23 protein-coding genes are annotated in these 20010 nt (G+C 66.7%); 7 read left to right on the top strand and 16 right to left on the bottom strand.

Features of this window, described 5'->3' with window-relative positions; all coding sequences use genetic code 11:
• Positions 1 to 4: 4 nt before the first annotated feature.
• From purE to IB257_RS14795, 4 genes are all read right to left on the bottom strand, one after another.
• On the bottom strand, positions 5 to 526 hold the full coding sequence (gene purE, locus IB257_RS14810) for a 5-(carboxyamino)imidazole ribonucleotide mutase (protein ID WP_054451468.1): 522 nt from the start codon (positions 524 to 526) through the stop codon (positions 5 to 7).
• A 103-nt stretch (positions 527 to 629) separates the two neighbouring features.
• Positions 630 to 1202 carry a disulfide bond formation protein B gene (locus IB257_RS14805; protein WP_175214361.1) on the bottom strand — a complete coding sequence of 191 codons (573 nt, stop codon included), beginning with the start codon at positions 1200 to 1202 and terminating at the stop codon, positions 630 to 632.
• Between the two features lie 10 nt (positions 1203 to 1212).
• Positions 1213 to 1371, bottom strand: coding sequence for a DUF5993 family protein (locus IB257_RS14800; protein WP_367648236.1), 159 nt, complete (start codon positions 1369 to 1371; stop codon positions 1213 to 1215).
• 1079 nt (positions 1372 to 2450) lie between these two features.
• On the bottom strand, positions 2451 to 3332 hold the full coding sequence (locus tag IB257_RS14795; protein WP_049075485.1) for a phosphoribosylaminoimidazolesuccinocarboxamide synthase: 882 nt from the start codon (positions 3330 to 3332) through the stop codon (positions 2451 to 2453).
• Positions 3333 to 3595: 263 nt separating this feature from the next.
• Here IB257_RS14795 and IB257_RS14790 point away from each other — a divergent pair, with 263 nt between their 5' ends.
• Positions 3596 to 4051: a GFA family protein gene (locus IB257_RS14790; protein ID WP_054451472.1), complete on the top strand. Its 456-nt coding sequence runs from the start codon at positions 3596 to 3598 to the stop codon at positions 4049 to 4051.
• A 100-nt stretch (positions 4052 to 4151) separates the two neighbouring features.
• Here IB257_RS14790 and fba read toward each other — a convergent pair whose 3' ends face one another.
• Positions 4152 to 5216: a class II fructose-bisphosphate aldolase gene (fba, locus tag IB257_RS14785; protein ID WP_013395676.1), complete on the bottom strand. Its 1065-nt coding sequence runs from the start codon at positions 5214 to 5216 to the stop codon at positions 4152 to 4154.
• 202 nt (positions 5217 to 5418) lie between these two features.
• The gene (locus tag IB257_RS14780; RefSeq protein ID WP_175181922.1) at positions 5419 to 6318 is read right to left on the bottom strand and encodes an SMP-30/gluconolactonase/LRE family protein; all 900 of its coding nucleotides are present in this window, start codon (positions 6316 to 6318) and stop codon (positions 5419 to 5421) included.
• 356 nt (positions 6319 to 6674) lie between these two features.
• On the opposite strand from IB257_RS14780, the gene IB257_RS14775 reads away from it, so the two are divergent.
• Together IB257_RS14775 and IB257_RS14770 are read left to right on the top strand one after the other, a co-directional pair.
• Complete coding sequence (locus tag IB257_RS14775) at positions 6675 to 7973, top strand: dicarboxylate/amino acid:cation symporter (protein ID WP_119450666.1); 1299 nt, start codon at positions 6675 to 6677, stop codon at positions 7971 to 7973.
• 150 nt (positions 7974 to 8123) lie between these two features.
• Entirely contained in the window at positions 8124 to 8504 is a 381-nt protein-coding gene (locus IB257_RS14770) for a hypothetical protein (protein ID WP_125470418.1), read from the top strand.
• Positions 8505 to 8516: 12 nt separating this feature from the next.
• On the opposite strand, the gene IB257_RS14765 is transcribed toward IB257_RS14770, so the two are convergent.
• The 9 genes from IB257_RS14765 to phnG all read right to left on the bottom strand — a co-directional run bounded on the left by IB257_RS14765 (position 8517) and on the right by phnG (position 15439).
• Entirely contained in the window at positions 8517 to 8951 is a 435-nt protein-coding gene (locus IB257_RS14765; protein ID WP_054451475.1) for a hypothetical protein, read from the bottom strand.
• A gap of 137 nt (positions 8952 to 9088) precedes the next feature.
• Complete coding sequence (locus tag IB257_RS14760; protein WP_119450665.1) at positions 9089 to 9631, bottom strand: MOSC domain-containing protein; 543 nt, start codon at positions 9629 to 9631, stop codon at positions 9089 to 9091.
• A 23-nt stretch (positions 9632 to 9654) separates the two neighbouring features.
• On the bottom strand, positions 9655 to 10854 hold the full coding sequence (locus IB257_RS14755) for an alpha-D-ribose 1-methylphosphonate 5-triphosphate diphosphatase (protein ID WP_054451477.1): 1200 nt from the start codon (positions 10852 to 10854) through the stop codon (positions 9655 to 9657).
• Positions 10854 to 11576, bottom strand: a complete 723-nt coding sequence (phnL, locus tag IB257_RS14750; protein WP_054451479.1) for a phosphonate C-P lyase system protein PhnL — start codon at positions 11574 to 11576, stop codon at positions 10854 to 10856. Before phnL ends, IB257_RS14755 begins: the two co-directional genes overlap by 1 nt.
• 2 nt (positions 11577 to 11578) lie before the next feature.
• A complete protein-coding gene (phnK, locus tag IB257_RS14745) occupies positions 11579 to 12355 on the bottom strand; it encodes a phosphonate C-P lyase system protein PhnK (RefSeq protein WP_013395684.1) in 777 nt (258 codons plus the stop codon).
• Entirely contained in the window at positions 12352 to 13236 is an 885-nt protein-coding gene (locus IB257_RS14740; RefSeq protein WP_054451481.1) for an alpha-D-ribose 1-methylphosphonate 5-phosphate C-P-lyase PhnJ, read from the bottom strand. The genes phnK and IB257_RS14740 overlap by 4 nt, the downstream gene beginning before the upstream one ends.
• Positions 13233 to 14348, bottom strand: coding sequence for a carbon-phosphorus lyase complex subunit PhnI (locus tag IB257_RS14735; protein ID WP_054451483.1), 1116 nt, complete (start codon positions 14346 to 14348; stop codon positions 13233 to 13235). Before IB257_RS14735 ends, IB257_RS14740 begins: the two co-directional genes overlap by 4 nt.
• A 1-nt stretch (position 14349) precedes the next feature.
• Positions 14350 to 14967 carry a phosphonate C-P lyase system protein PhnH gene (phnH, locus tag IB257_RS14730; protein ID WP_054451484.1) on the bottom strand — a complete coding sequence of 206 codons (618 nt, stop codon included), beginning with the start codon at positions 14965 to 14967 and terminating at the stop codon, positions 14350 to 14352.
• Position 14968: 1 nt separating this feature from the next.
• On the bottom strand, positions 14969 to 15439 hold the full coding sequence (phnG, locus tag IB257_RS14725; RefSeq protein ID WP_088142251.1) for a phosphonate C-P lyase system protein PhnG: 471 nt from the start codon (positions 15437 to 15439) through the stop codon (positions 14969 to 14971).
• Positions 15440 to 15624: 185 nt separating this feature from the next.
• On the opposite strand from phnG, the gene phnF reads away from it, so the two are divergent.
• From phnF to phnN, 4 genes are all read left to right on the top strand, one after another.
• Positions 15625 to 16347: a phosphonate metabolism transcriptional regulator PhnF gene (phnF, locus tag IB257_RS14720; RefSeq protein WP_054451488.1), complete on the top strand. Its 723-nt coding sequence runs from the start codon at positions 15625 to 15627 to the stop codon at positions 16345 to 16347.
• A gap of 103 nt (positions 16348 to 16450) precedes the next feature.
• On the top strand, positions 16451 to 17650 hold the full coding sequence (locus IB257_RS14715; RefSeq protein WP_192492483.1) for an alpha-D-ribose 1-methylphosphonate 5-triphosphate diphosphatase: 1200 nt from the start codon (positions 16451 to 16453) through the stop codon (positions 17648 to 17650).
• A gap of 2 nt (positions 17651 to 17652) precedes the next feature.
• A complete protein-coding gene (locus IB257_RS14710) occupies positions 17653 to 18396 on the top strand; it encodes a DUF1045 domain-containing protein (protein ID WP_192492482.1) in 744 nt (247 codons plus the stop codon).
• On the top strand, positions 18393 to 18971 hold the full coding sequence (gene phnN / locus IB257_RS14705; RefSeq protein ID WP_192492481.1) for a phosphonate metabolism protein/1,5-bisphosphokinase (PRPP-forming) PhnN: 579 nt from the start codon (positions 18393 to 18395) through the stop codon (positions 18969 to 18971). The genes IB257_RS14710 and phnN overlap by 4 nt, the downstream gene beginning before the upstream one ends.
• 9 nt (positions 18972 to 18980) lie before the next feature.
• On the opposite strand, the gene IB257_RS14700 is transcribed toward phnN, so the two are convergent.
• Positions 18981 to 19946, bottom strand: a complete 966-nt coding sequence (locus IB257_RS14700) for a LysR family transcriptional regulator (RefSeq protein WP_175181917.1) — start codon at positions 19944 to 19946, stop codon at positions 18981 to 18983.
• Positions 19947 to 20010 lie beyond the last annotated feature (64 nt).

Below are 20010 nucleotides of genomic sequence, written 5' to 3'. Positions count from 1 at the left end.
CTGATCAGGCCTCGGGCGGAACCTTCATGTCGCGCGCGGCTTGCGTCTGGCGGGCGCGGAACGCCACCAGCTTCTTGTGCAAGCCCGCGTCCGTGCCGGCCAGGGTAGCGATCAGGTGCAGCGCGGCATTGGCCGCGCCGGCCTCGCCGATCGCGAAAGTGGCCACCGGCACGCCCTTGGGCATTTGCACGATGGACAGCAGCGAATCCTCGCCGCGCAGGTACTTGGACGGCACCGGCACGCCGAACACCGGCACTTCGGTCAGGGCGGCCATCATGCCCGGCAGGTGCGCCGCGCCGCCGGCGCCGGCGATGATGCCGCGCAGGCCGCGGGCATGCGCCGCCGCGCCGTACTCGGCCATGTCCTGCGGCATGCGGTGCGCGGAGATCACGCGCGCCTCATGGGGAACGCCAAAATCCTCCAGCATCGTGACCGCGTGCTTCATGACCTCCCAATCGCTGGAAGAACCCATAATCACGCCCACCACGGGGGTGGCCTCTGCCGCTGCGGAAGTCTTGGCTGTCATAACCGGTGTCGTAGAGTTGAGACCGCGGCGCAGGGCCGCGGAAAGTCAAAGGACCGCGGACGGATGCCGCGAAACCCGGTATTTTACCCGGCACCGGCAAGGGCTATGTCGCGGAGGCGGAATCCAGCCATTGATAGCTCGTGGGGTTGTCCGGGCAAGGCCCGAAACCGCACTCCAGCGTGGTGCTGCCCACATTGGCCAGCGCCACCAGGAAAAACAGGGCCATGACCAGCACGCCCAGCACCGACACCGGCTTGCGCAGCATGTTGTCGCCCCATTTGCGGTCGACTGCCAGCATCACGGCGCAGAACACGATGATGGCGGCAAAGGCGATGAACGCCCAGGTGTAGAAGTGCAGGCCCAGGAAGGGCGAGCCGTAGCCCGGATCGCCCGGCGCGATGTGCAGCAGCACTTGCCGGCCGGCGGCCAGCATGCCGCCCAATGCGGCCGCGATGCTCATCGCATAGTGCATGGGCGAAGGCCCCAACCGCATGTTCAGCAAGAAGCCCACGCCCGCAAGCAGCAGCGCCACGCGCTGCAACAGGCACAGCGGACAAGGCAGCTCGTCGTAGGCGATCTGCCAGAAGAAGGCCATGCCCAGGGCGCTGGTGACGCCCAGCAGCGCCAGGCCATTGAGGACGCGCGAGCCGCGCGCGGGATTGCGGGAGAAGATCATTGCCCCGCCCTCAGAACGACAAGGCCAGAGGGCTGGTCATGTGGTACTGGCACCAGCCGGCGAACAGCGCCAGCGTCAGCAGCCAGAAGGTCACGCAGGGGCGGCGCCTGCCTAGCATGCCGAACCACACCGCGATCAGGCCAGTCAGGAAAGGCAACATCATTACCATGCTGGGAGCTCCTTTCTGGGGAACGTCCCCATGCAAGCAGCCGGGAATTATAACGTCACAATTCGCAATAAATCCTATCGAAAGCCCTGATAACACTTGCAGGGCAAGCGCTTTTCGGGTCGAAAAAACCGCTCCATCTGGACCGGCCGCGGTAAGTTGGACGTAAATCCAACTTGCTGGGGGCGAAGCGGTAGGGCTTCGAGCTTGCGGGCGTCAGGGTTCTTTAGCCGCCGAGGCTGCCCTGCGCCATTCCGATGCTCGCCCCGGTGGGGCTGCGCTTCGGATGGCTTCGAGGTCCTCGGCTGGCAATCGCCTAATGCGTTGGCCTCAGACCCCGTTCATAGGTAGATGCTGTAAGCCGGTGTCCGGGTGGAGGGATCCGAAGCGCAGCCCCACCGGGGCGAGCATCGGAATCCCGCAGTCCGGACGCCGGCGACTCAAGAACCCCGCCTCACAACACCGAAGCGGCAGAGCCTCGAGCTTGCGGATGTCGGAGTTCTTTAGCCGCCGAGGCGGCCCTGCGCCATTCCGATGCTCGCCCCAATGGGGCTGCGCTTCGGATGGCTCCTGGGTCCTCGGCTGGCAGTCGCCTAATGCGCTGGCTTCAGACCCGTTCATGGGTAGATGCTGTAAGCCGGTGTCCGGACGGAGGGATCCGAAGCGCAGCCCCATTGGGGCGAGCATCGGAATCCCGCAGTCCGGACGCCGGCGACTCAAGAACCCCGCCTCACAACACCGAAGCGGCAGGGCCTCGAGCTTGCGGATGTCGGAGTTCTTTAGCCGCCGAGGCGGCCCTGCGCCATTCCGATGCTCGCCCCAATGGGGCTGCGCTTCGGATGGCTCCGGGCCGCCTCGGCTACAGTCGCCTAATGCGTTGGTTTTGGACCCCGTTCAGGGGCAGATGCCGTGAGCCGGCGGCCGGGCGGAGGGATCCGAAGCGCAGCCCCACCGGGGCGAGCATCGGAATCCCGCAGTCCGGACGCTGGCGACTCAAGAACCCCGCCCCACAAAACCGAAGTGCGATCCGGATTTTCTTCATCCAGACGCCTTGGGAGCGGGCTTTCCTTACCCGGCAGCGTTCAGGCGACCAGGCGGTCCAAGGCTTCGCGGTACTTGGCGGCGGTCTTTTCCAGCACGTCCTGCGGCAGGCGCGGCGCGGGCGGGGTCTTGTCCCAGGTCTGGGTTTCCAGCCAGTCACGCACGAATTGCTTGTCGAACGACGGGGGGCTGATGCCCACGCGGTAGCCGTCGGCAGGCCAGAAGCGCGAGGAATCCGGCGTCAGCACTTCGTCCATCAGATACAGCGTGCCGTCGTCGTCCAGCCCGAATTCGAACTTGGTGTCGGCGATGATGATGCCCTTGGTGGCCGCGAACTTGGCGGCTTCGGCATACAGTTTGAGGGTCACGTCGCGGATGCGCTCGGCCATTTCCTGGCCGACTTCCTTGACCACGTGGGCAAAGTCCACGTTCTCGTCGTGCATGCCGAACTCGGCCTTGGCGGCGGGCGTGAAGATCGGTTCGGGCAGCTGGCTTGCCTGTTGCAGGCCGGCGGGCAGCTTGATGCCGCAGACGGCGCCGGTGGCCTGGTAGTCCTTCCAGCCCGAGCCGATCAGGTAGCCGCGGGCGACCGCTTCCACCAGGATGGGCTTCAAGCGCTTGACCACCACGGCGCGGCCGCGCACCTGGTCGACTTCGTCCGGCGCGACCACGTCTTCGGGCTTGATGCCGGTGGAGTGGTTCGGCAGGATGTGGGCCAGCTTCTGCAGCCAGAACTCGGTCAGTTCGGTCAGCACCTGTCCCTTGCCGGGGATGGGGTCGTCAAGAATCACGTCAAACGCGGAGATGCGATCCGATGCGACGATCAGCAACTTGTCGTCGCCCACCGCGTACATGTCGCGCACCTTACCGCGGCCCAGCAGCGGCAAGGACTTGATGCTGGATTGATGCAAAGCAGAAGTCACGGGAATGGCCTATGGCAATAATGAAGATTCCCGCCTCGGGCAAGCGCCAGGGCGGGAAGTAGAACGGAATCCGGGAACTGCGGGCAAGGCCGGCGCGGCGCGCGCGGGTCCTGCGAAGCGCATAGGTTACTGCAAATGGGCAGGTTTTGCCGGCCCTCCCCTCGACGCCGCCCGGCGGCCGGGTTAGGCTCTTGCCTCCCCTATGATGCGCGCCGGCCGCCTCTCGCGTCACGGCGCTGACCCCAAGCCGGAGACAAAGCCGTATGCAGGATGCTTCCCTAAAACGCAGCGCCCACGCCGACGCGCAGGTACACCTGACCGGCGGTTGCCAGTGCGGCGCTGTCCGCTACGCCATCACCGATGAACCAATCATGGCGGCAACCTGTCATTGCCGGGACTGCCAATACTCCAGCGGCGGCGCCCCAGCCCATGCCCTGATCTTCCCGACCGGCTCCATCACGCTGTTGCGCGGTAGCCCCAAAGAGCACCGCTACCGCGGCGAATCCGGCCATACCGTGATGCGTAGCTTCTGTGCGGACTGCGGCACTCCGCTGTTCGGCAATTCGGCGGGCATGGGCTATGACATCGTGCGGGCCGGTTCGCTGGACGATCCGGAAGCCTTCCGCGCCCGCGCCACCCTCTGGACCGAGTCGGCCCCGTCCTGGCACCACGTGGACCGTACCGTGCCGCACTTTCCCCGCAACTCGCCGGCGCCCTAGCGGCGGCGCAGACAAAAAAAGGGCGGTCCACCTGGGTGGACCGCCCTTTTTTCGCTTTGGCGCCAGACGCCTTTTGGCGTCATGCGCCTGCGGCAGATGCTTACTGCACCACTTGAGCCAGCTTGCCCGACGCGTATTGCGCGGCGATTTCGGTCAGCGGCAGGGCCTTGATCTTGCTGGCGTTGCCGGCGGTGCCGAATTCGGTGTAGCGAGCCACACAGATCGCCTTGGCGGCGGCGCGGGCCGGCTTCAGGTATTCGCGCGGGTCGAACTTTTCCGGGTTTTCAGCGAAGAAGCGGCGGATCGCGCCGGTCATGGCCAGACGGATATCGGTGTCGATATTGATCTTGCGCACGCCGTACTTGATGGCTTCCTGGATTTCCTCGACGGGCACGCCGTAGGTTTCCTTCATGTTGCCGCCGAATTCGCGGATCTCGGCCAGCAGTTCCTGCGGCACGCTGGAGCTGCCGTGCATCACCAGGTGGGTGTTGGGCAGGCGGGCGTGGATTTCCTTGATGCGGGAGATCGACAGGATATCGCCGGTGGGCTTGCGCGTGAACTTGTAGGCGCCATGGCTGGTGCCGATGGCGATGGCCAGGGCGTCCAGCTGCGTGCGGCGCACGAAGTCGGCGGCTTGTTCCGGGTCGGTCAGCAGCTGATCCATGGTCAGCTTGCCGTCGGCGCCGTGGCCGTCTTCCTTGTCGCCTTCCATGGTTTCCAGGGAACCCAGGCAGCCCAGTTCGCCTTCGACCGTCACGCCCAGCTTGTGGGCGGTATCCACGACCTTCTTGGTCACTTCGACGTTGTAGTCGTAGTCGGCGATGGTCTTGCCGTCTTCCTTGAGCGAGCCGTCCATCATGACGCTGGAGAAGCCCAGGTCGATGGCGCCTTGGCAGATCTTGGGCGACTGGCCGTGATCCTGGTGCATGACCACGGGGATGTGGGGATAGGTTTCCACGGCGGCCTGGATCAGGTACTTCAGGAAGCCTTCGCCCGCGTATTTGCGCGCGCCGGCCGAGGCCTGCATGATCACCGGGCTGTCGGTCTCCGCAGCGGCTTCCATGATGGCCTGGACCTGCTCCAGGTTGTTGACGTTGAAAGCGGGAATGCCGTAGCCGTGCTCGGCGGCGTGGTCGAGCAACTGGCGCATGGAGACTAGGGCCATGAGTGGTCCTCCTTAGGTACTGTCTATTGAAAGATGATTGAAGACTTGCTGAATGGGGTGATTTTACGGGGGATTCGACGAAAGGTCTTGCAACCGCCCGTATCCGGTCCATTCAGATGAGCACGAAAGGCTCAGGCCAGCCTTCGGCTCCCCCGAAGGACCGATGGCGCGGCGGCTTGCGCCGCGCCAGAAACCGCCGCGCCTACGGCCGACCGGCGTGCGGCACGTCCACCCGGGTCATCAGGATGCAGCCTTCGTGCCTGGCCCGGCGGTTGGCCTCGATGAAGTCGGGCGCGGCCGCCATGAACAGGGTCCGGCCGTCCGGCCCGCCCAGGGCGGCGGCGAAGATGCCGAATTCGCCGGTGTCGATCTGCTCCAGGATCTTGCCGCCGCGCGCCACGCGCACGATGCGCTTGCCGATGGCGTCAGCCACCCACAAGGCCCCTTCCGCGTCCAGCGCGCCGCCGTCCGGTCCGATGGCGGAGGCGGCGATCAACACGCCCAGGTCGTCGCTGGCCGGCAAGGGGCCGAAATCGGCCCAGTCGCGGCGCGGCCCCAGCCCGCCATCGGCCAGGATGTCGAACTCGGAAATGCGGTTGCCGAAGGTTTCGTTGACGATCATGGTCTTGCCATCCGGCGTGATGAACGAACCGTTGGGAAAGCACAGTCCGTCGGCCACCTGGCGCGCCGAGCCGTCGGGATCGACGCGCACGATGCCGGTATTGCGGACCGGCTCGCCCGCCATCAGGTCGAAACCGAAATTGCCCACATAGGCCCGACCCTGCGCATCCACCACCATGTCGTTGACCGGGCCTCCGGTGTACGCCGACAGGTCGGCGTGCACGGCCAGCGTGCCGTCCGTCTCGCGCCGCAAGAGCTTGCGGTCCTTCATGGACGCGATCAGCAGGCGGCCGTCCGGCAGCCAGCCCAGCCCGGACGGCTGCTGCGGCACCTTGCAGATCTGCTCGACCGTGCCATCCAGGTCCACGGCGATGACCTGCTCGGTATAGAAGTCCGACGCCCACAAGCGGTTTTCGTGCCAGCGCAGCCCCTCCAGATAGGTGTATCCGGACGCCAGCACGGACAATTCGCGTTTCGGCATTGCCTGGTCTCCTTGTGCGGCCCCGCGCAGGGGCCTGTTGTTCGTGTTGCCCTGCGCCGCTGCCGCGCACGCCGGGATCGGCCCATTCTGGCATGAGCGCGAGCGATAGCGCAGCAGTTCCAAATTGATACAACTTCGACATCGCCGGTCCCGAAGCCGCTCCCGGGTAAGCCGCCTTATCCGTCCCCGATCTGACAACTACGTGTCAGGTGCGCGGCGTTAAGATCGCGCCCCAAGGGTAAACCCGGGCCTCTCGGCCTACCCTGGCATTCCCTCTCCGGATCCTCTTGCCCGCCTCTTGCCGGCGCGCCCGCCCTGCCGGGCCAGGCAAACGATCCCTGTTTTCCGTTTTGATCATGAACACTAAGAAGCTGACGCGTTACATCGGCATCGCCATGGTGCTGGGCATCGTGGTGGGCTATTTCTGCCACAACTACGCGCAGAACGAGAAAGAGGCCTTGCAGATCGCCTCGTACTTCAGTCTCGTCACCGACATCTTCCTGCGCATGATCAAGATGATCATCGCGCCGCTGGTCTTCGCCACCCTGGTGACCGGCCTGGCCAGCATGAGCGACGCCAGCGCCGTGGGCCGCATCGGCATGCGCGCCATGGTCTGGTTCATCGCCGCCTCGGCCCTGTCGCTGCTGCTGGGCCTGGCGCTGGTCAACATCTTCCAGCCCGGCGCGCACATGAACCTGGCGCTGCCGGACGCGAACCTGACCTCAGGCCTGAAGACGGGCGACTTCACGCTCAAGGCCTTCATCACGCACGTATTCCCGCGCAGCATCGCCGAGGCCATGGCCAACAACGAGATCCTGCAGATCCTGGTGTTCTCGCTGTTCTTCGGCGCCGCCCTGTCCTTCATCCGCGGCAAGGGCCACAACACCATCTACAACCTGATCGACGAGCTGGCCAAGATCATGTTCCGGGTGACGGACTACGTGATGCGCTTTGCGCCCCTGGGCGTGTTCGCCGCCATGGCCGCCGCCATCACCACCGAGGGCCTGGGCGTGCTGGTGAGCTACGGCAAGCTGATAGGCGAGTTCTACCTGGGCCTGGCGCTGCTGTGGGCCATTCTGTTCGCCGTGGGCTATCTGTTCCTGGGCAAGTCGACCTTCCGCCTGGGCGGTTTGATCAAAGAGCCCACGCTGCTGGCGTTTTCCACGGCCAGCAGCGAATCGGCCTACCCCAAGACCATCGAGGCGCTGACGCGTTTCGGCGTGCCCAAGCGCATCTCGGGCTTCGTGCTGCCGCTGGGCTACTCCTTCAACCTGGACGGCTCGATGATGTACCAGTCCTTCGCGGTACTGTTCATCGCCCAGGCCTACAACATCCAGATGAGCTTTACGCAGCAGCTGACCCTGCTGCTGGTGCTGATGGTGACCAGCAAAGGCATGGCCGGCGTGGCGCGCGCCTCGCTCGTGGTGGTGGCCGCGACCCTGCCGATGTTCCATCTGCCGGAAGCGGGCCTGCTGCTGATCATGGGCATCGACCAGTTCTTCGACATGGGCCGCACCGCCACCAACGTGGTCGGCAACAGCCTGGCCACCGCCGTGATCTCCAAGCTGGAAGGCAATCGCGAAGACACGGCCGATACCGAGTCCGCCGCGGCCGAGGAAGCCCCCGCGGGCCAGGCCGCACGCCAGAACGCCTGACGCAGCGGGCAATGAAAAACGGGCCGCATGGCCCGTTTTTTTTCATGGCTAGCGCCAGCTTGACCGGCGCCATGGCGGGGAGCAACATATAAGCCCTTCGCTTCCCATCCCGGCGCGGCGCGCATGGGCGCCACGCTCAGTCCTCATGCCATGAAACGCCTTAGCCTGCGCTGCGCCCTGGCAGCCGCGGCCCTAATGTCCGCCGCGCCCGCCTCCCACGCCTGGACCCGCATTTCCTGCGAGCTGGGCGGCACCGTGGCCAACCTGCCCGTGGTGATGCGCCAGTACCGCACCGACGGTACGGAACTGACGCAACTGATGTTTCGCTTGAAGGTCAGGAACGCGGACATCCCCGATGGCGCCCGCGCCGATACCGACTGCACCGAATTCGTCGGCCGCGAGATCGACGTGGTGCTGGAGAACACCGCCGCCAACACGGTCCGCAAGGGCAAGACCCTGAAGATGCTGTACCGCTATGACGATTCGCTGGGCCAGAGCCAGGCGACGAAGTTCGAGCTGGACCGGCCCTAGGCGCTGTACGCCCTAGTCGTTGACCGAGCACGAGACGGGCGCGCCGTCCTCGAATTCCACGTCGTAGGTGTGCACCGGATCCCAGGGCAGCGTGAACCACAGTTCATAGCCGTCGCCGTCTTCGTCGAACAGCCACAGCGCGCGCAGCACGGCATGCTGGGCCATGGCTTCGGGGGTTTCTTCCTGCAGCAGCTGGTTGTCGTCCAGGCCGAGCTTCTTGTAGTGCTCGTAGGAGTAGTTTTCCAGCAGGAATTCGGCCGCAGCCAGGATCTGGTCGTCGAGGTCATCGATGATGGCCTTGACCACCTTGGACGCGCTGCTGTCGGGTTCTTCGCCGTCAGTCTGGATCATCACGTGGATGGGCGGACGGCCCTTGCCGGCGGCGACGTTCTCCGCGGCCCACAGATCGGGTTCCTCGGGATCCTGGGTGAAATTGAATCGTGCCATCGCAAACTCCGGAAAAAGGGCCGGCGCGCCGCGGAAATCGCGGCCGCGCCTTTCCCGTCATTTAACCAGATGCACGGCCTCCCGGCTGCGCATATCGGCGATGTTTTTGCGACAGGCCGGCCTTGCGCGGACGGCGTTCAGACACGCTCCAGCGGCAGGTGCGGCAGGTCGGGCAGCGCCACGAGGATGGGATCGCCGGCGCTCACCGTGCCGCCTTCGATCACGATGCCCATGATGCCGGCGCGGCGCATCAGGCTGCCGTCCGGATGGCGGCCCAGCACAGCGGCGGTCAGGCCCTGCTGGTAGTTGTCGAGCTGGGAGCAGGGATTGCGCAGACCGGTGATCTCGACCACCGCATCCGCGCCGATATGCAGGCGCGCCCCGCGCGGCAGGCCCAGCAGGTCGATGCCACGGGTGGTGATGTTCTCGCCCATGGTGCCTTCGGCCACGTTGAAACCGGCAAGCTGCAGCTCGTCGTGCAGCTCGCCGTGGATCAGGTGGACCTGCCGCAGATTGGGCTGGGCGGGATCCGCCTTGACGCGGGAGCGGTGCTTGACCGTAACGCCCATGTGGGCGTCGCCTTCCACGCCCAGCCCTTTCAGCAACATGATGGCCGGCACCACCGGCTTGCTGAACCCGTGCGTCGGGCTGCAGGCCACGGCTGTCACGATGGGATGCAACACATCTCTCTCCAGGAACCGGTTCAGGCCGCCACGGCCTGCTTTTCGGACGCCCGCTGCTCGCTGGCGCGCACGGGCGGATAGTGCGCCGAGAATACCAGCCGCCCCGCCGACCAGGTATGGCTGATCAGCGGCTGCGTGCCCACTTGCGCCACCGCCACCAGGTCCGCGCGCAGCCCCGGCGCGATGCGCCCGCGGTCGGACAGGCCGCAAGCCTGCGCCGGATTCAGCGTCACCAGCGCGACCGCCTGTGGCAGCGTCAGGTCGGTCTGAGCCGCCACCGTGTAGGCGGCGGCGATCAACGCCGACGGCTGGTAGTCCGAACACAGGCAGCTGGCCACGCCCGCGCGTATGGCATCGATGGCGCGCATGGAACCGCTCTGGCTCTGGCCGCGCAGCACGTTGGGCGCGCCCAGGATGGTGGGCAGTCCGCAGGACACCGCGGCGCGCGCGGTATCCAGGGTGATCGGGAATTCGCTCATCGCGACGCCCAGGTTGCGCATGGTGGCGATGCGCTGGATCGAATCGTCGTCGTGGCTGGCGGTGGGGATGCCCAGTCCCTGCGCATGCGACAGCAGCGCCTCCACCCGCGCCACCGCGCCATCCTTGGCGCGCGTCTTGGCCTGCGCGGCCTCCTCGGCCTGCTCGCGGCTCATGGCATGGTTGCCCATCATGTACTGCAGATAGGACTCCAGCGTCTTGAACTGGCCCTGCCCCGGAGAATGGTCCATCACCGACAGCAGGTCCACCGCGCCCTCGTCCATCAGCGCGCGCAGCACGTCCACCGAGGAGGCGTCGGTGACTTCGTAGCGGCAGTGGACGCGGTTGTCGACCAGGCTGTGCTGGCCGAAGGCGCGCACCGTGCGCACCACTTCCGCCGCCGTCTGGTTGTTGCGCACGCCCCACTCGCTGTTGGCGAAGGACAGCGCGTGATACGGCGTGGTGATGCCGGCCGCGGCATTGCGGCGGTCCACCTGGGCCACGGCAAAATCCAGCGGAAACAACACGCGCGAACGCGGCTCGGCTTCCTTTTCGATGGCATCGCAATGCAGGTCGATCAAACCAGGCAGCAAGGTCTGGCCACGGAGATCGATCTCGCGGTCCGCGCGCGCGCCGGCAGGTTCGATGGCGACGATGCGGCCATCGTCGATCAGCACGGCGCTGTCCTCCAGGATGCGGTCCTGCAGTACCACGCGGGCATGGGTGAGATAGGTGCTCTGCATCATTGCTCCAGGTCGGCCAGGGCGGGTTGGGCGGGACGCAAGGCCAGCGTCTGCGTGGCGACTGCATCGCGCACTTCGGCGTCGTGGAAGATGCCCAGCAGGCAGCGGCCTTCTGCCATGGCCTCGCGGATCAGCGCGATCACGACCTGGCGGTTGTCCGCGTCCAGCGACGCGGTGGGTTCATCCAGCAGCAGGATGGGATGGCGCGCGATGAAACCGCGTGCGATATTCACGCGCTGCTGCTCGCCGCCCGAGAACGTGGCGGGCGCCAGTCCCCACAGGCGCGGCGGCACGTTCAAGCGTTGCAGCAGGGCTGCTGCGCGGGAGCGGGCTTCGTCGGCCTCCACGCCCGCTGCGCGCAGGGGTTCGGCCACCACGTCCAGCGCCGACACGCGCGGAATCACGCGCAGGAACTGGCTGACGTAGCCGATCACCTCGCGCCGCAAGGCCAGAATGCGTTGTTCGGGGGCGCCGGCCAGCTCCACCCATTCGTCGTTCCAGCGCACCCGGATGCTGCCTTCGGTCGCCAGATAATTGCCGTACAGGCAGCGTAGCAGGGTGCTCTTGCCGGTGCCGGACGGTCCCGCCAGCACCAGGCAGTCGCCCGCCGCCGCGTCGAAGTCGACCGACTCCAGCACGGGCAGGCGCATGCCCCCCTGGTTATGCAGGGTGAACATCTTTCCGAGGCCCCGCACCTCGATCATGGGAGTCTTTTCAGGCATGGTCAGCTCTGCAAAATGGAGGACACCAGCAACTGGGTGTAGGGATGCTGCGGATCGTCGAGGATCTGATCGGTCAGGCCGCTTTCGACCACTTCGCCGCCGCGCATCACCAGGGTCCGATGCGCCAGCAGGCGCGCCACGGCCAGGTCGTGGGTCACGACGATCGCAGCCAAACCCAGATCGGCCACCAGCTGACGCAGCAGGTCCAGCAAGCGCGCCTGCACCGACACGTCCAGCGAAGCCGTGGGTTCGTCCATGAACACCAGGCGCGGGTGCGTCACGAGGTTGCGGGCGATCTGCAGGCGCTGCTGCATGCCGCCCGAAAACGAGGTGGGCCTGTCATCCAGCCGTCCCGCGTCGATCTCCATTTTCTGAAGCCAGTTGCCAGCGGCCTGACGCAAGTCGCCGTAATGCCTGTCGCCCACGGCCATCAACCGCTCCGCGATGTTGGCGCCCGCGCTGACCTGCATGCGCAGGCCGTCGCGGGCGTTCTGCCGCACGAAGCCCCAGTCGGTGCGCGACAGCAGGCGCAGGCGTGCGCCGGGCAGCGCGGCCAGGTCGGTAAAGCCCTGGTCGCGGGTGTCGTACCAGACGCTGCCCGCGTCCGGCCTGGTCTGGTACGACACGGCCGACAGCAGCGTGCTCTTGCCGGAACCGGACTCGCCGACCACGCACAAGACTTCGCCCGGATACAGATCGAAGTTGACGTTGCGGCAGCCGTGCACGCCGTCCCAGGTGCGCGTCATGTTGCGCACTGAAAGCAAAGGTTGGGCGTTCATGCCGCGGTCTCCTGGTTGGCTTGCTGTTGCGCCTGCCGGTCGTTGCAGTACTCGGTGTCGGAGCAGACGAAGCGGCGCGTGCCGGCGTCGTCCAGGATGATTTCATCCAGATAGCTCTCGCGCGATCCGCACAGGTCGCAGCATTCGTTCCAGGTCTCGACCTTGAACGGGTGGTCCTCGAAGTCCAGGCTCTTCACCTGCGTGTAAGGCGGCACCGCGTAGACGCGCTTTTCGCGGCCCGCGCCGAACAGCATCAGCGCAGGACTGCGGTCCAGCTTGGGGTTGTCGAACTTGGGGATGGGCGAAGGCCGCATCATGTAGCGTCCGTTCACGATGACAGGATAGTCATAGGTGGTGGCGATATGGCCGTGCTGCGCGATGTCCTCGTACAGCTTGACGTGCATGCCGCCATATTCGGCCAGCGCGTGCATGGTGCGCGTCTCGGTTTCGGAAGGCTCCAGCCAGCGCAGCGGTTCAGGAATGGGCACCTGGAACACCATGATCTGCCCTTCCGCCAGCGGCGTCTCGGGGATGCGGTGGCGGGTCTGGACGATGGTGGCGGCAGAAGTGGATTCCGTCGTCGCCACGCCCGTGACACGGCCGAAGAAGCGGCGGATGTTGATCGCGTTGGTGGTGTCGTCCGAACCCTGGTCGATCACCTTCAGCACGTCGTTTGCGCCAATGATGGACGCCGTGACCTGGATGCCTCCAGTGCCCCAGCCATAGGGCAGCGGCATTTCGCGGCTGCCGAAAGGCACCTGGTAGCCGGGGATGGCGACGGCCTTGAGCAAGGCGCGGCGCAGCATGCGCTTGGTGGATTCGTCCAGATAGGCGAAGTTGTAGTGGTCGTCGCGTTCGACCGTTGCGTGTTGCGTAGTCATGGGGAAACCGCCTCGTCCATCAGATCGTTGCGCGCGGCCTCGGGCGCGGCGCGTTCGGCGCGCATGCGCCGCAACAGTTCAAGATTGGCCTGGAAGTCCACGTAGTGCGGCAGTTTCAAGTGCTGCACGAAACCGGAGGCTTCGACGTTGTCGCTGTGATAGAGCACGAACTCGTGATCATTGGCAGGCGAATCGGCGCGTTCGCCCAGGTCGCGCGCCTTCAGCGCGCGGTCCACCAGCGCCATCGACATGGACTTGCGTTCGCCATAGCCAAAGGTCAGCCCATAGCCCCGGGTGAACTTCGGGCCTTCCTCGGCGCTGCCCGCGAACTGGCTGACCATCTGGCATTCGGTGATCTCGATCTCGCCCACGGTGACGGCGAATCCCAATTCCTCGATGTGCATTTCCACCTCGAGCGCGCCGTAGCGGATCTCGGCGGCGAAGGGGTGGGTATTGCCGTAGCCGCGCTGGGTCGAATAGCCCATGGACAGCAGGAAACCTTCGTCTGCGCGCGCCAGGTTCTGCAGGCGGGCCGCGCGCGAGGCCGGGAAATCCAGCGGCTGCCGGGTCAGGTCGAAGGGTTCGGGATCGCCTTCGGGCACGGCTTCGGCGTCGATCAGGTCGTCGTGCGCCAGCAGGTCGGTGACGCGCGGCATGGCGCTATCCAGCGCCTCGCCGCCCGGCGGCAAGGCGTCGGCTTCGCGCTGCGCTTCGAGCGAGAAGTCCAGCAGACGCTGGGTGTAGTCGTAGGTCGGACCCAGGATCTGGCCGCCAGGCACGTCCTTGAAGGTGGACGAGATGCGGCGCTGCAGGCGCATGCGGCCGGTGTCGATGGGCTGGGTATAGCCAAAGCGCGACAAGGTGGTGCGGTAGGCGCGCAGCAGGAACACCGCTTCGATCAGGTCGCCCGCGGCCTGCTTGATGGCCAGCGCCGCCAGTTGCGGATCGTAGAGCGAGCCCTCCGCCATGACCCGCGATACCGCCAGCGGCATCTGTTCGCGGATCTGGTCCAGGCTCAGCTCGGGCACTTCGCGGTCGCCGCGCCGGTAGTCGTCCAGCATGCGGTAGGAATTGAGGATGGCGCGTTCGCCCCCTTTTACGGCTACGTACATGTCAGTTCTCCTTGCGCGTGCTGCGCGGCAGTGCGCAGATCCGACGCTCGTGCGTCAGGAACACGTCGACACCGAGCGGAAACCGTTGATGATTGAGACGCCACTCGCGCCAGAAACCCTCGGGCAGCCCTGCCGCATGCAGCAGCTGCTGGCTCTTGATACCCGGGCCGCTGAGGATGGCGGGTTCCCCGCCCGACAAGGATTCGACCTCGATCAGCAAGGTGGTAGACAGATCGGGATAGGCCGGATCGCCCTGGTGGCAAGCCGAAAGCGCCGGCGCCTTGCTGCCAGCCGGCACCGCGGCAAAACGCGCGAGCGAGGGCGATGGCACGATGGGGCAGGCGCAATGAAATCGCAGAAACGCGATCGCGTCCGCGCTGACGGTTTCAGGCAGCCAGAGCGGCGTGTCCACGTCCACCAACGTCAGCAGCAGCGCGGTCATGGCAGGCGACAGGCCCGCCGGCACGCCGGTTTCGATCAGGATTTCATGGATGCGGCCCGGGTGGGCCATGGCGTCCAGCGCGGCGCGGAACGTGGCCTGCGCGTCGCCGACGGGATCCGCGAATCCGGGGAGCAGCGCCCGGCCCGAGGCCGCGGCGGCTTGTATCTGTTGCTGCATGTCAGTCCTCGCCTCGCACCATCGTGAAGAATTCCACCTTGGTCTGCGCCGCCACGCGGGCCTGGCGCTCGACCCGTTCGGCATGCAGGCGGGCCAGCGGCTGGATCAGCTGTGCCTGCACCGTGTCATGCCATTCCGGCAGTTGCAGCAGGGCGTCGGCCACGGCCGCCTGCTCGGCATGGCGCTGCGAGCGGCCCTGCACATAAGCCACGCCCACCACGCCCTCGCCCATCGTCACCGCGCAACGTGTCACGCTCATTTCGCCCAGGTTGAAGCGGGCCCCAGTGCCGCCGCTGCGGGCGCGCACCATGGCCATGCCGGTTTGCGCGGGGCGCAACGTCTGGTGTTCCGGCTTGCCCGCCAGCGCGCAAAAAGCGCCATCCAGCGCGGCCGGATCGGCCAGCGCCAGCACGCGCATCCAGGCGGCGCGTTGCGCGCCCGCCGCATCCTGCCCTGTCTTGGGGTGATCCATCTTTTTCCTCTAAACGTCTAGACGACCGGATGGAGTATGATCGCTCCGAAATGGAAGTTCAACAGCCTGGCGTGAATTTTTGATGACAGTTGCAGCGCGTCCGCAGCGCCTTTGCGGCCGCCGCCGCATGGTGCACAATCACTGCCATTCTTCATGAAGCTGATGTGACAGCACGAGCACACCCTATGGTCGAAAGAGGTTCCGGCATCGCCGTCTGGCGGCAAATCGGCGAAGCGCTGGCGGACGATATCCGCAACAAGCTCTATGCGGCAGGCGAACAGCTGCCGTCCGAGCCCGAGCTGGCCGCCAAGTTTTCCGTCAACCGCCACACCATCCGCCGCGCGATGGGAGAACTCGAACAAGGCGGCCTGGTCCGCATCGAACAAGGCCGCGGCACCTTCGTCCAGGAACACGCGATCGACTACGCCATCGGCAAGCGCACGCGCTTTTCCGAGAACCTGCGCAGCCAGGGCATGCTGGGCCACCAGGAAGTCCTGGGCAGCCAGAGCCTGCGCGCCGGCGACATCGCCAAGCACCTGGGCCTGACGCGTACCGCGCCGCTGTTGCGCGTGCAGATCGTAGGCAAAGCCGAGAACCGCCCGATCAGCGTCTCGGAACATTTCTTCGACGAAAAGCGCTTCCCCGACTTCGCCGACCGCCTGGCGTCGCTGCGCTCGATCTCCAAGGTCTATGCCCACTATGGCATCGGCGACTACACGCGCAAGTGGTCGCGCATCACCGCCGCCCTGCCCACGCCCGAAATCGCCCGCCTGCTGGGCCAGCCCAAGACCCGCCCCATTCTTCAGGTGGAGGCCTTGAATGTGGACCAGGAAGGCTCGCCGCTGCAATATAGCGTGGCGCGCTTCGTGGGCGACATGGTCCAGCTGATGGTGACGGACGACAGCTGACGCAAGGCCGCCGCCTGCGCGCGCAGGCGGCGCGGAAGACTCCGGCCAACGGATTAACTCATCTAGACATCTGGTTGTAATGCAATCCCGCTAACGTCACGCCATGAACACACACACGCACGCCCCCTCGCCCTTGGCCGGTGTCACAGGCCAACGCATCCTGACGCCGCGCGGCGTCGAACAGGCCAGCCTGCGGTTCCATGGCGGACTGATCGAAGGCTCCGCCGCCGCGGCGCCGCGGGGCGCGCCCTGGTTCGACGCCGGCGATCTGCTGGTGTTGCCCGGCATCGTGGACCTGCACGGCGACGCCTTCGAGCGCGCAGTCATGCCGCGGCCCAGCGTGACCTTTCCGTACGACAGCGCCCTGTTCGACGTGGACCGCCAGCTGCTGGCCAACGGCATCACCACCGAGTTCCATGGCGTGACCCTGTCCTGGGAAGGCGGGCTGCGCGGCGAGGCTTACGCCGAACGCATGTTCGACGCGCTGGAAAGAATGCGCTATCTCATGGGCGCGCGGCACTATGTGCACCTGCGCTTCGAAACCCATCACGTGGGCGGCCTGGATATTGCCCAGCAATGGATACGCGACGGCCGCGTGCGCTTCCTGGCGCTGAACGACCACCTGCCCAGCATGGCGCGCCGCCTGGGCGATGAGCGCAAACTGATGCAGTACGCCAACCGCGCCGAGTGCGACCTCGACGTCTTCCAGGACCGGATCCGCGCCGCCATGGCCGCCGCCGATTCGGTGGCGGACGCCATGCGCGAGCTGACCAGCTGCGCGCAGGAAGCGGGCTTGAAGGTGGCCTCGCACGACGATCCGGACGCCGCCACCCGCCGCTACTACCACCAGCTGGGCTGCGGCGTGGCGGAGTTTCCGCTGACCCGCGAGGCCGCCGGCGTGGCCCGCGACCTGGGCGATTCCGTGGTCTTCGGCGCGCCCAACGTCGTGCGCGGGGGCAGCCACACCGGCGCGCCCAGCGCCACCGAAATGGTCCGCGCCGGCCTGTGCGACATCCTGACATCCGACTATTACTACCCCGCCCCGCTGGCCGCGGTGATGAAGCTGGCCAACGACGGCGTGCTGCCGCTGGCGCAAGCCTGGGATCTGGTGTCCTTGAATCCGGCCCGCGCCGCCGGCCTGAAGGATCGCGGCGCGCTGGCGCCCGGGCTGATCGCCGACGCCATCGTGGTGGATGACCAGGTGCCGGGGCTGCCCCGCGTCTGCGCCGCGATCGTGGGCGGCGAACTGCGTTACGCCACGCGCGCCTTCGACGACAGCCACAGCCAGCGCATGGCGGCCTGACCATGCCCCTCGCCCATCGCTACGCCCTGTACCTGGCGCCCACCGGCCCCTGGCGCGAACACGGCAGCCGCTGGCTGGGCCGTTGCGCCGACACCGGCCTGGCGCTGCCGCCGCGGCCGGGCCAGAACGCGGAAGCGCGCAACTGGACCGAAGCGCCGCGCCACTATGGCTTGCACGCCACGCTGAAGCCGCCCTTCCGCCTGAACCCGGGCGCAAGGCCCGAACAGGTCGACGCGGCCGCCCGCCAGTTGGCCGCAGGCGGCACGCCGTTCTCGTTGGAACTGGAATGCGAACCGCTGCGCGGCTTCCTGGCCTGGCGCATCGCTGCGTCCGACACGCAGGGACGCGTGCGGATCCAGGCCCTGGCCGAAGCCGCCGTGCGCGACCTGGATCCCTTGCGCGCGCCGCCCACGCCCGAGGAAACCGCGCGCCGCCAACCGCAATCGCTCAGTCCGGCGCAGCAAACCATGCTGGCGCGCTGGGGCTATCCGTACGTATTCGATACCTACGTCTTCCACATTACGTTGACCGGCAAGCTGCAAGGCGAGGCGCTGTCGCAAGCGCAGGCCGAAATCGCCGCGTTCGCCGATCCCTTGCGCGGGCAGCCCATGACCGTACCCGGAGTCAGCGTCTACGTGCAGCCCGCGCCGGGCGCGGACTTCGTCGCGGCGAGGCACTACGGTTTTGATGGTTCCAGCATCGATGCGGCTGGAGCCGGCTATCTGCAAGGACCGGCGGCGGCATGAGCGCCTCGGTTCCCGCCGACGGCGCCAGGCTGATCTACCTGATGGGCGCTTCGGGCAGCGGCAAGGACACCTTGCTGCGCCTGCTGCGCGCCGAGCTGCGCGGCGATGAGCCCGTGCTGGTCGCGCATCGCTACATCACCCGCGACAGCGGCGCCACCGAAGACGCGCTAAGCCTGACCGAAGACGAGTTCGGACGCCGCGCCGCCCTGGGCTGCTTTGCCCTGCGCTGGGCCAGCCACGGCCTGCACTACGGCATCGGCATCGAAATAGACGCCTGGCTGTCATGCGGCGCCGCGGTCATCATCAACGGCTCGCGCGCGCACCTGGAACAGGCGCACTCGCGCTACCCGGCCTTGACCGCCGTGGAGGTCACGGTCGATCCCGCCCAGCTCGTCCGCCGCCTGGCGGGACGCGGCCGCGAAAGCGCGGAACAGATCGCGCAGCGCCTGGCGCGGGCGACGCAGGCATTCCCCGTACCGCCACAATGCCGCTTGCTGCGCGTCAGCAACGATGCCGCCCCGGAAACCGCTGCCGCCGCACTGTTGAACATCGCCCGCGACAAGCTCAACGCCTAGCGCCGCCGTTCAACGCGGGTCGCCCTGGCCCCAGGGCGCGGCGGCGTCTCCGCACAGATCCAGCAGGATCTCCGAAAAGCATTCCTCCGCTGCGAGCGGCTGTTCGCGCTTGCGCCGTATCAGGTTGATCGGCGGCAGTTCCCAGCCGAAGTCCCAGGGCACCATGCCCAGCTTGCCGCGCTGGCAGAGTTCGCGCGCGATGTCTTCCGGCACCACGGAGATGAGGGTCTCGTTCATCGTCAGCATGCCTTCGATCACGTCGGTGGAGTACGCCTCCAGCACCGGCGATGGCGGCTGCAATTCGGCGCGGATGAAATGCTCCACGATCAGTTGCCGCGTCGGCGTGTTGGCCGCCGGCAGCACCCAGTCCATCGCCGCCACAGCGGCCCAGTCCGGCTTGCGCCGCGCCAGCCGCTGCGCAAGCCGGCCATGCGCGATCAGGCGCGGCCGCTGGCGGTACAGCACGCGGTGGATCAGATCCTCCGGCGCCACGGTCGAGGTGGCGCGGCTGATGATGCAGTCCAGTTCGTGCCGGCGCAGCATGGGCACCAGATGGTCGGTGGTGGCGCGGTGCAGGCTGAGCGTCACGCCGTGGCGCTGGTGCAGGCGGCTGATGGCCGCCGTCAGCAAGGCGCTGGACACGTAGGGCACCACGCCCACCTGCAGATGCGCGGAACGGCCGGCGTGCAGGGCCTCGACCTCGCGCGCCCACAGGTCCAGGTCGCTGAGCATGTGGCGCGCGCGCACCAGGGCCAGGTCGCCCAGCGGCGTGGGTTGCAGGCCGCGACCGGTGCGCGTGAACAGCGGCGCGCCGAAGATGTCCTCGATCTCCGTGAGCGCCTTGGTGACGGCGGGCTGGCTGATGCCGGCCGCGGCGGCCACGCGCGTGAGCGAGCCGTGCCTGGCGATTTCGATCAGCAGCGCCAGGTGGCGATGCTTGAGACGGTTGGCGAGACGGGCGGCATCCCAGGTCACGATCTTTCCTATAACCAATTGGTTATTCAATTATGCCAACAAAGGAAAAATCAGTTATTTCATG

It is taken from the genome of Achromobacter sp. ACM03 (assembly GCF_014851665.1).
In the GTDB taxonomy this organism is placed as follows: domain Bacteria; phylum Pseudomonadota; class Gammaproteobacteria; order Burkholderiales; family Burkholderiaceae_B; genus Achromobacter; species Achromobacter aegrifaciens.
Note: the sequence above shows the minus strand (reverse complement) of the source record. Positions and strands in the feature narration are given on the sequence as shown.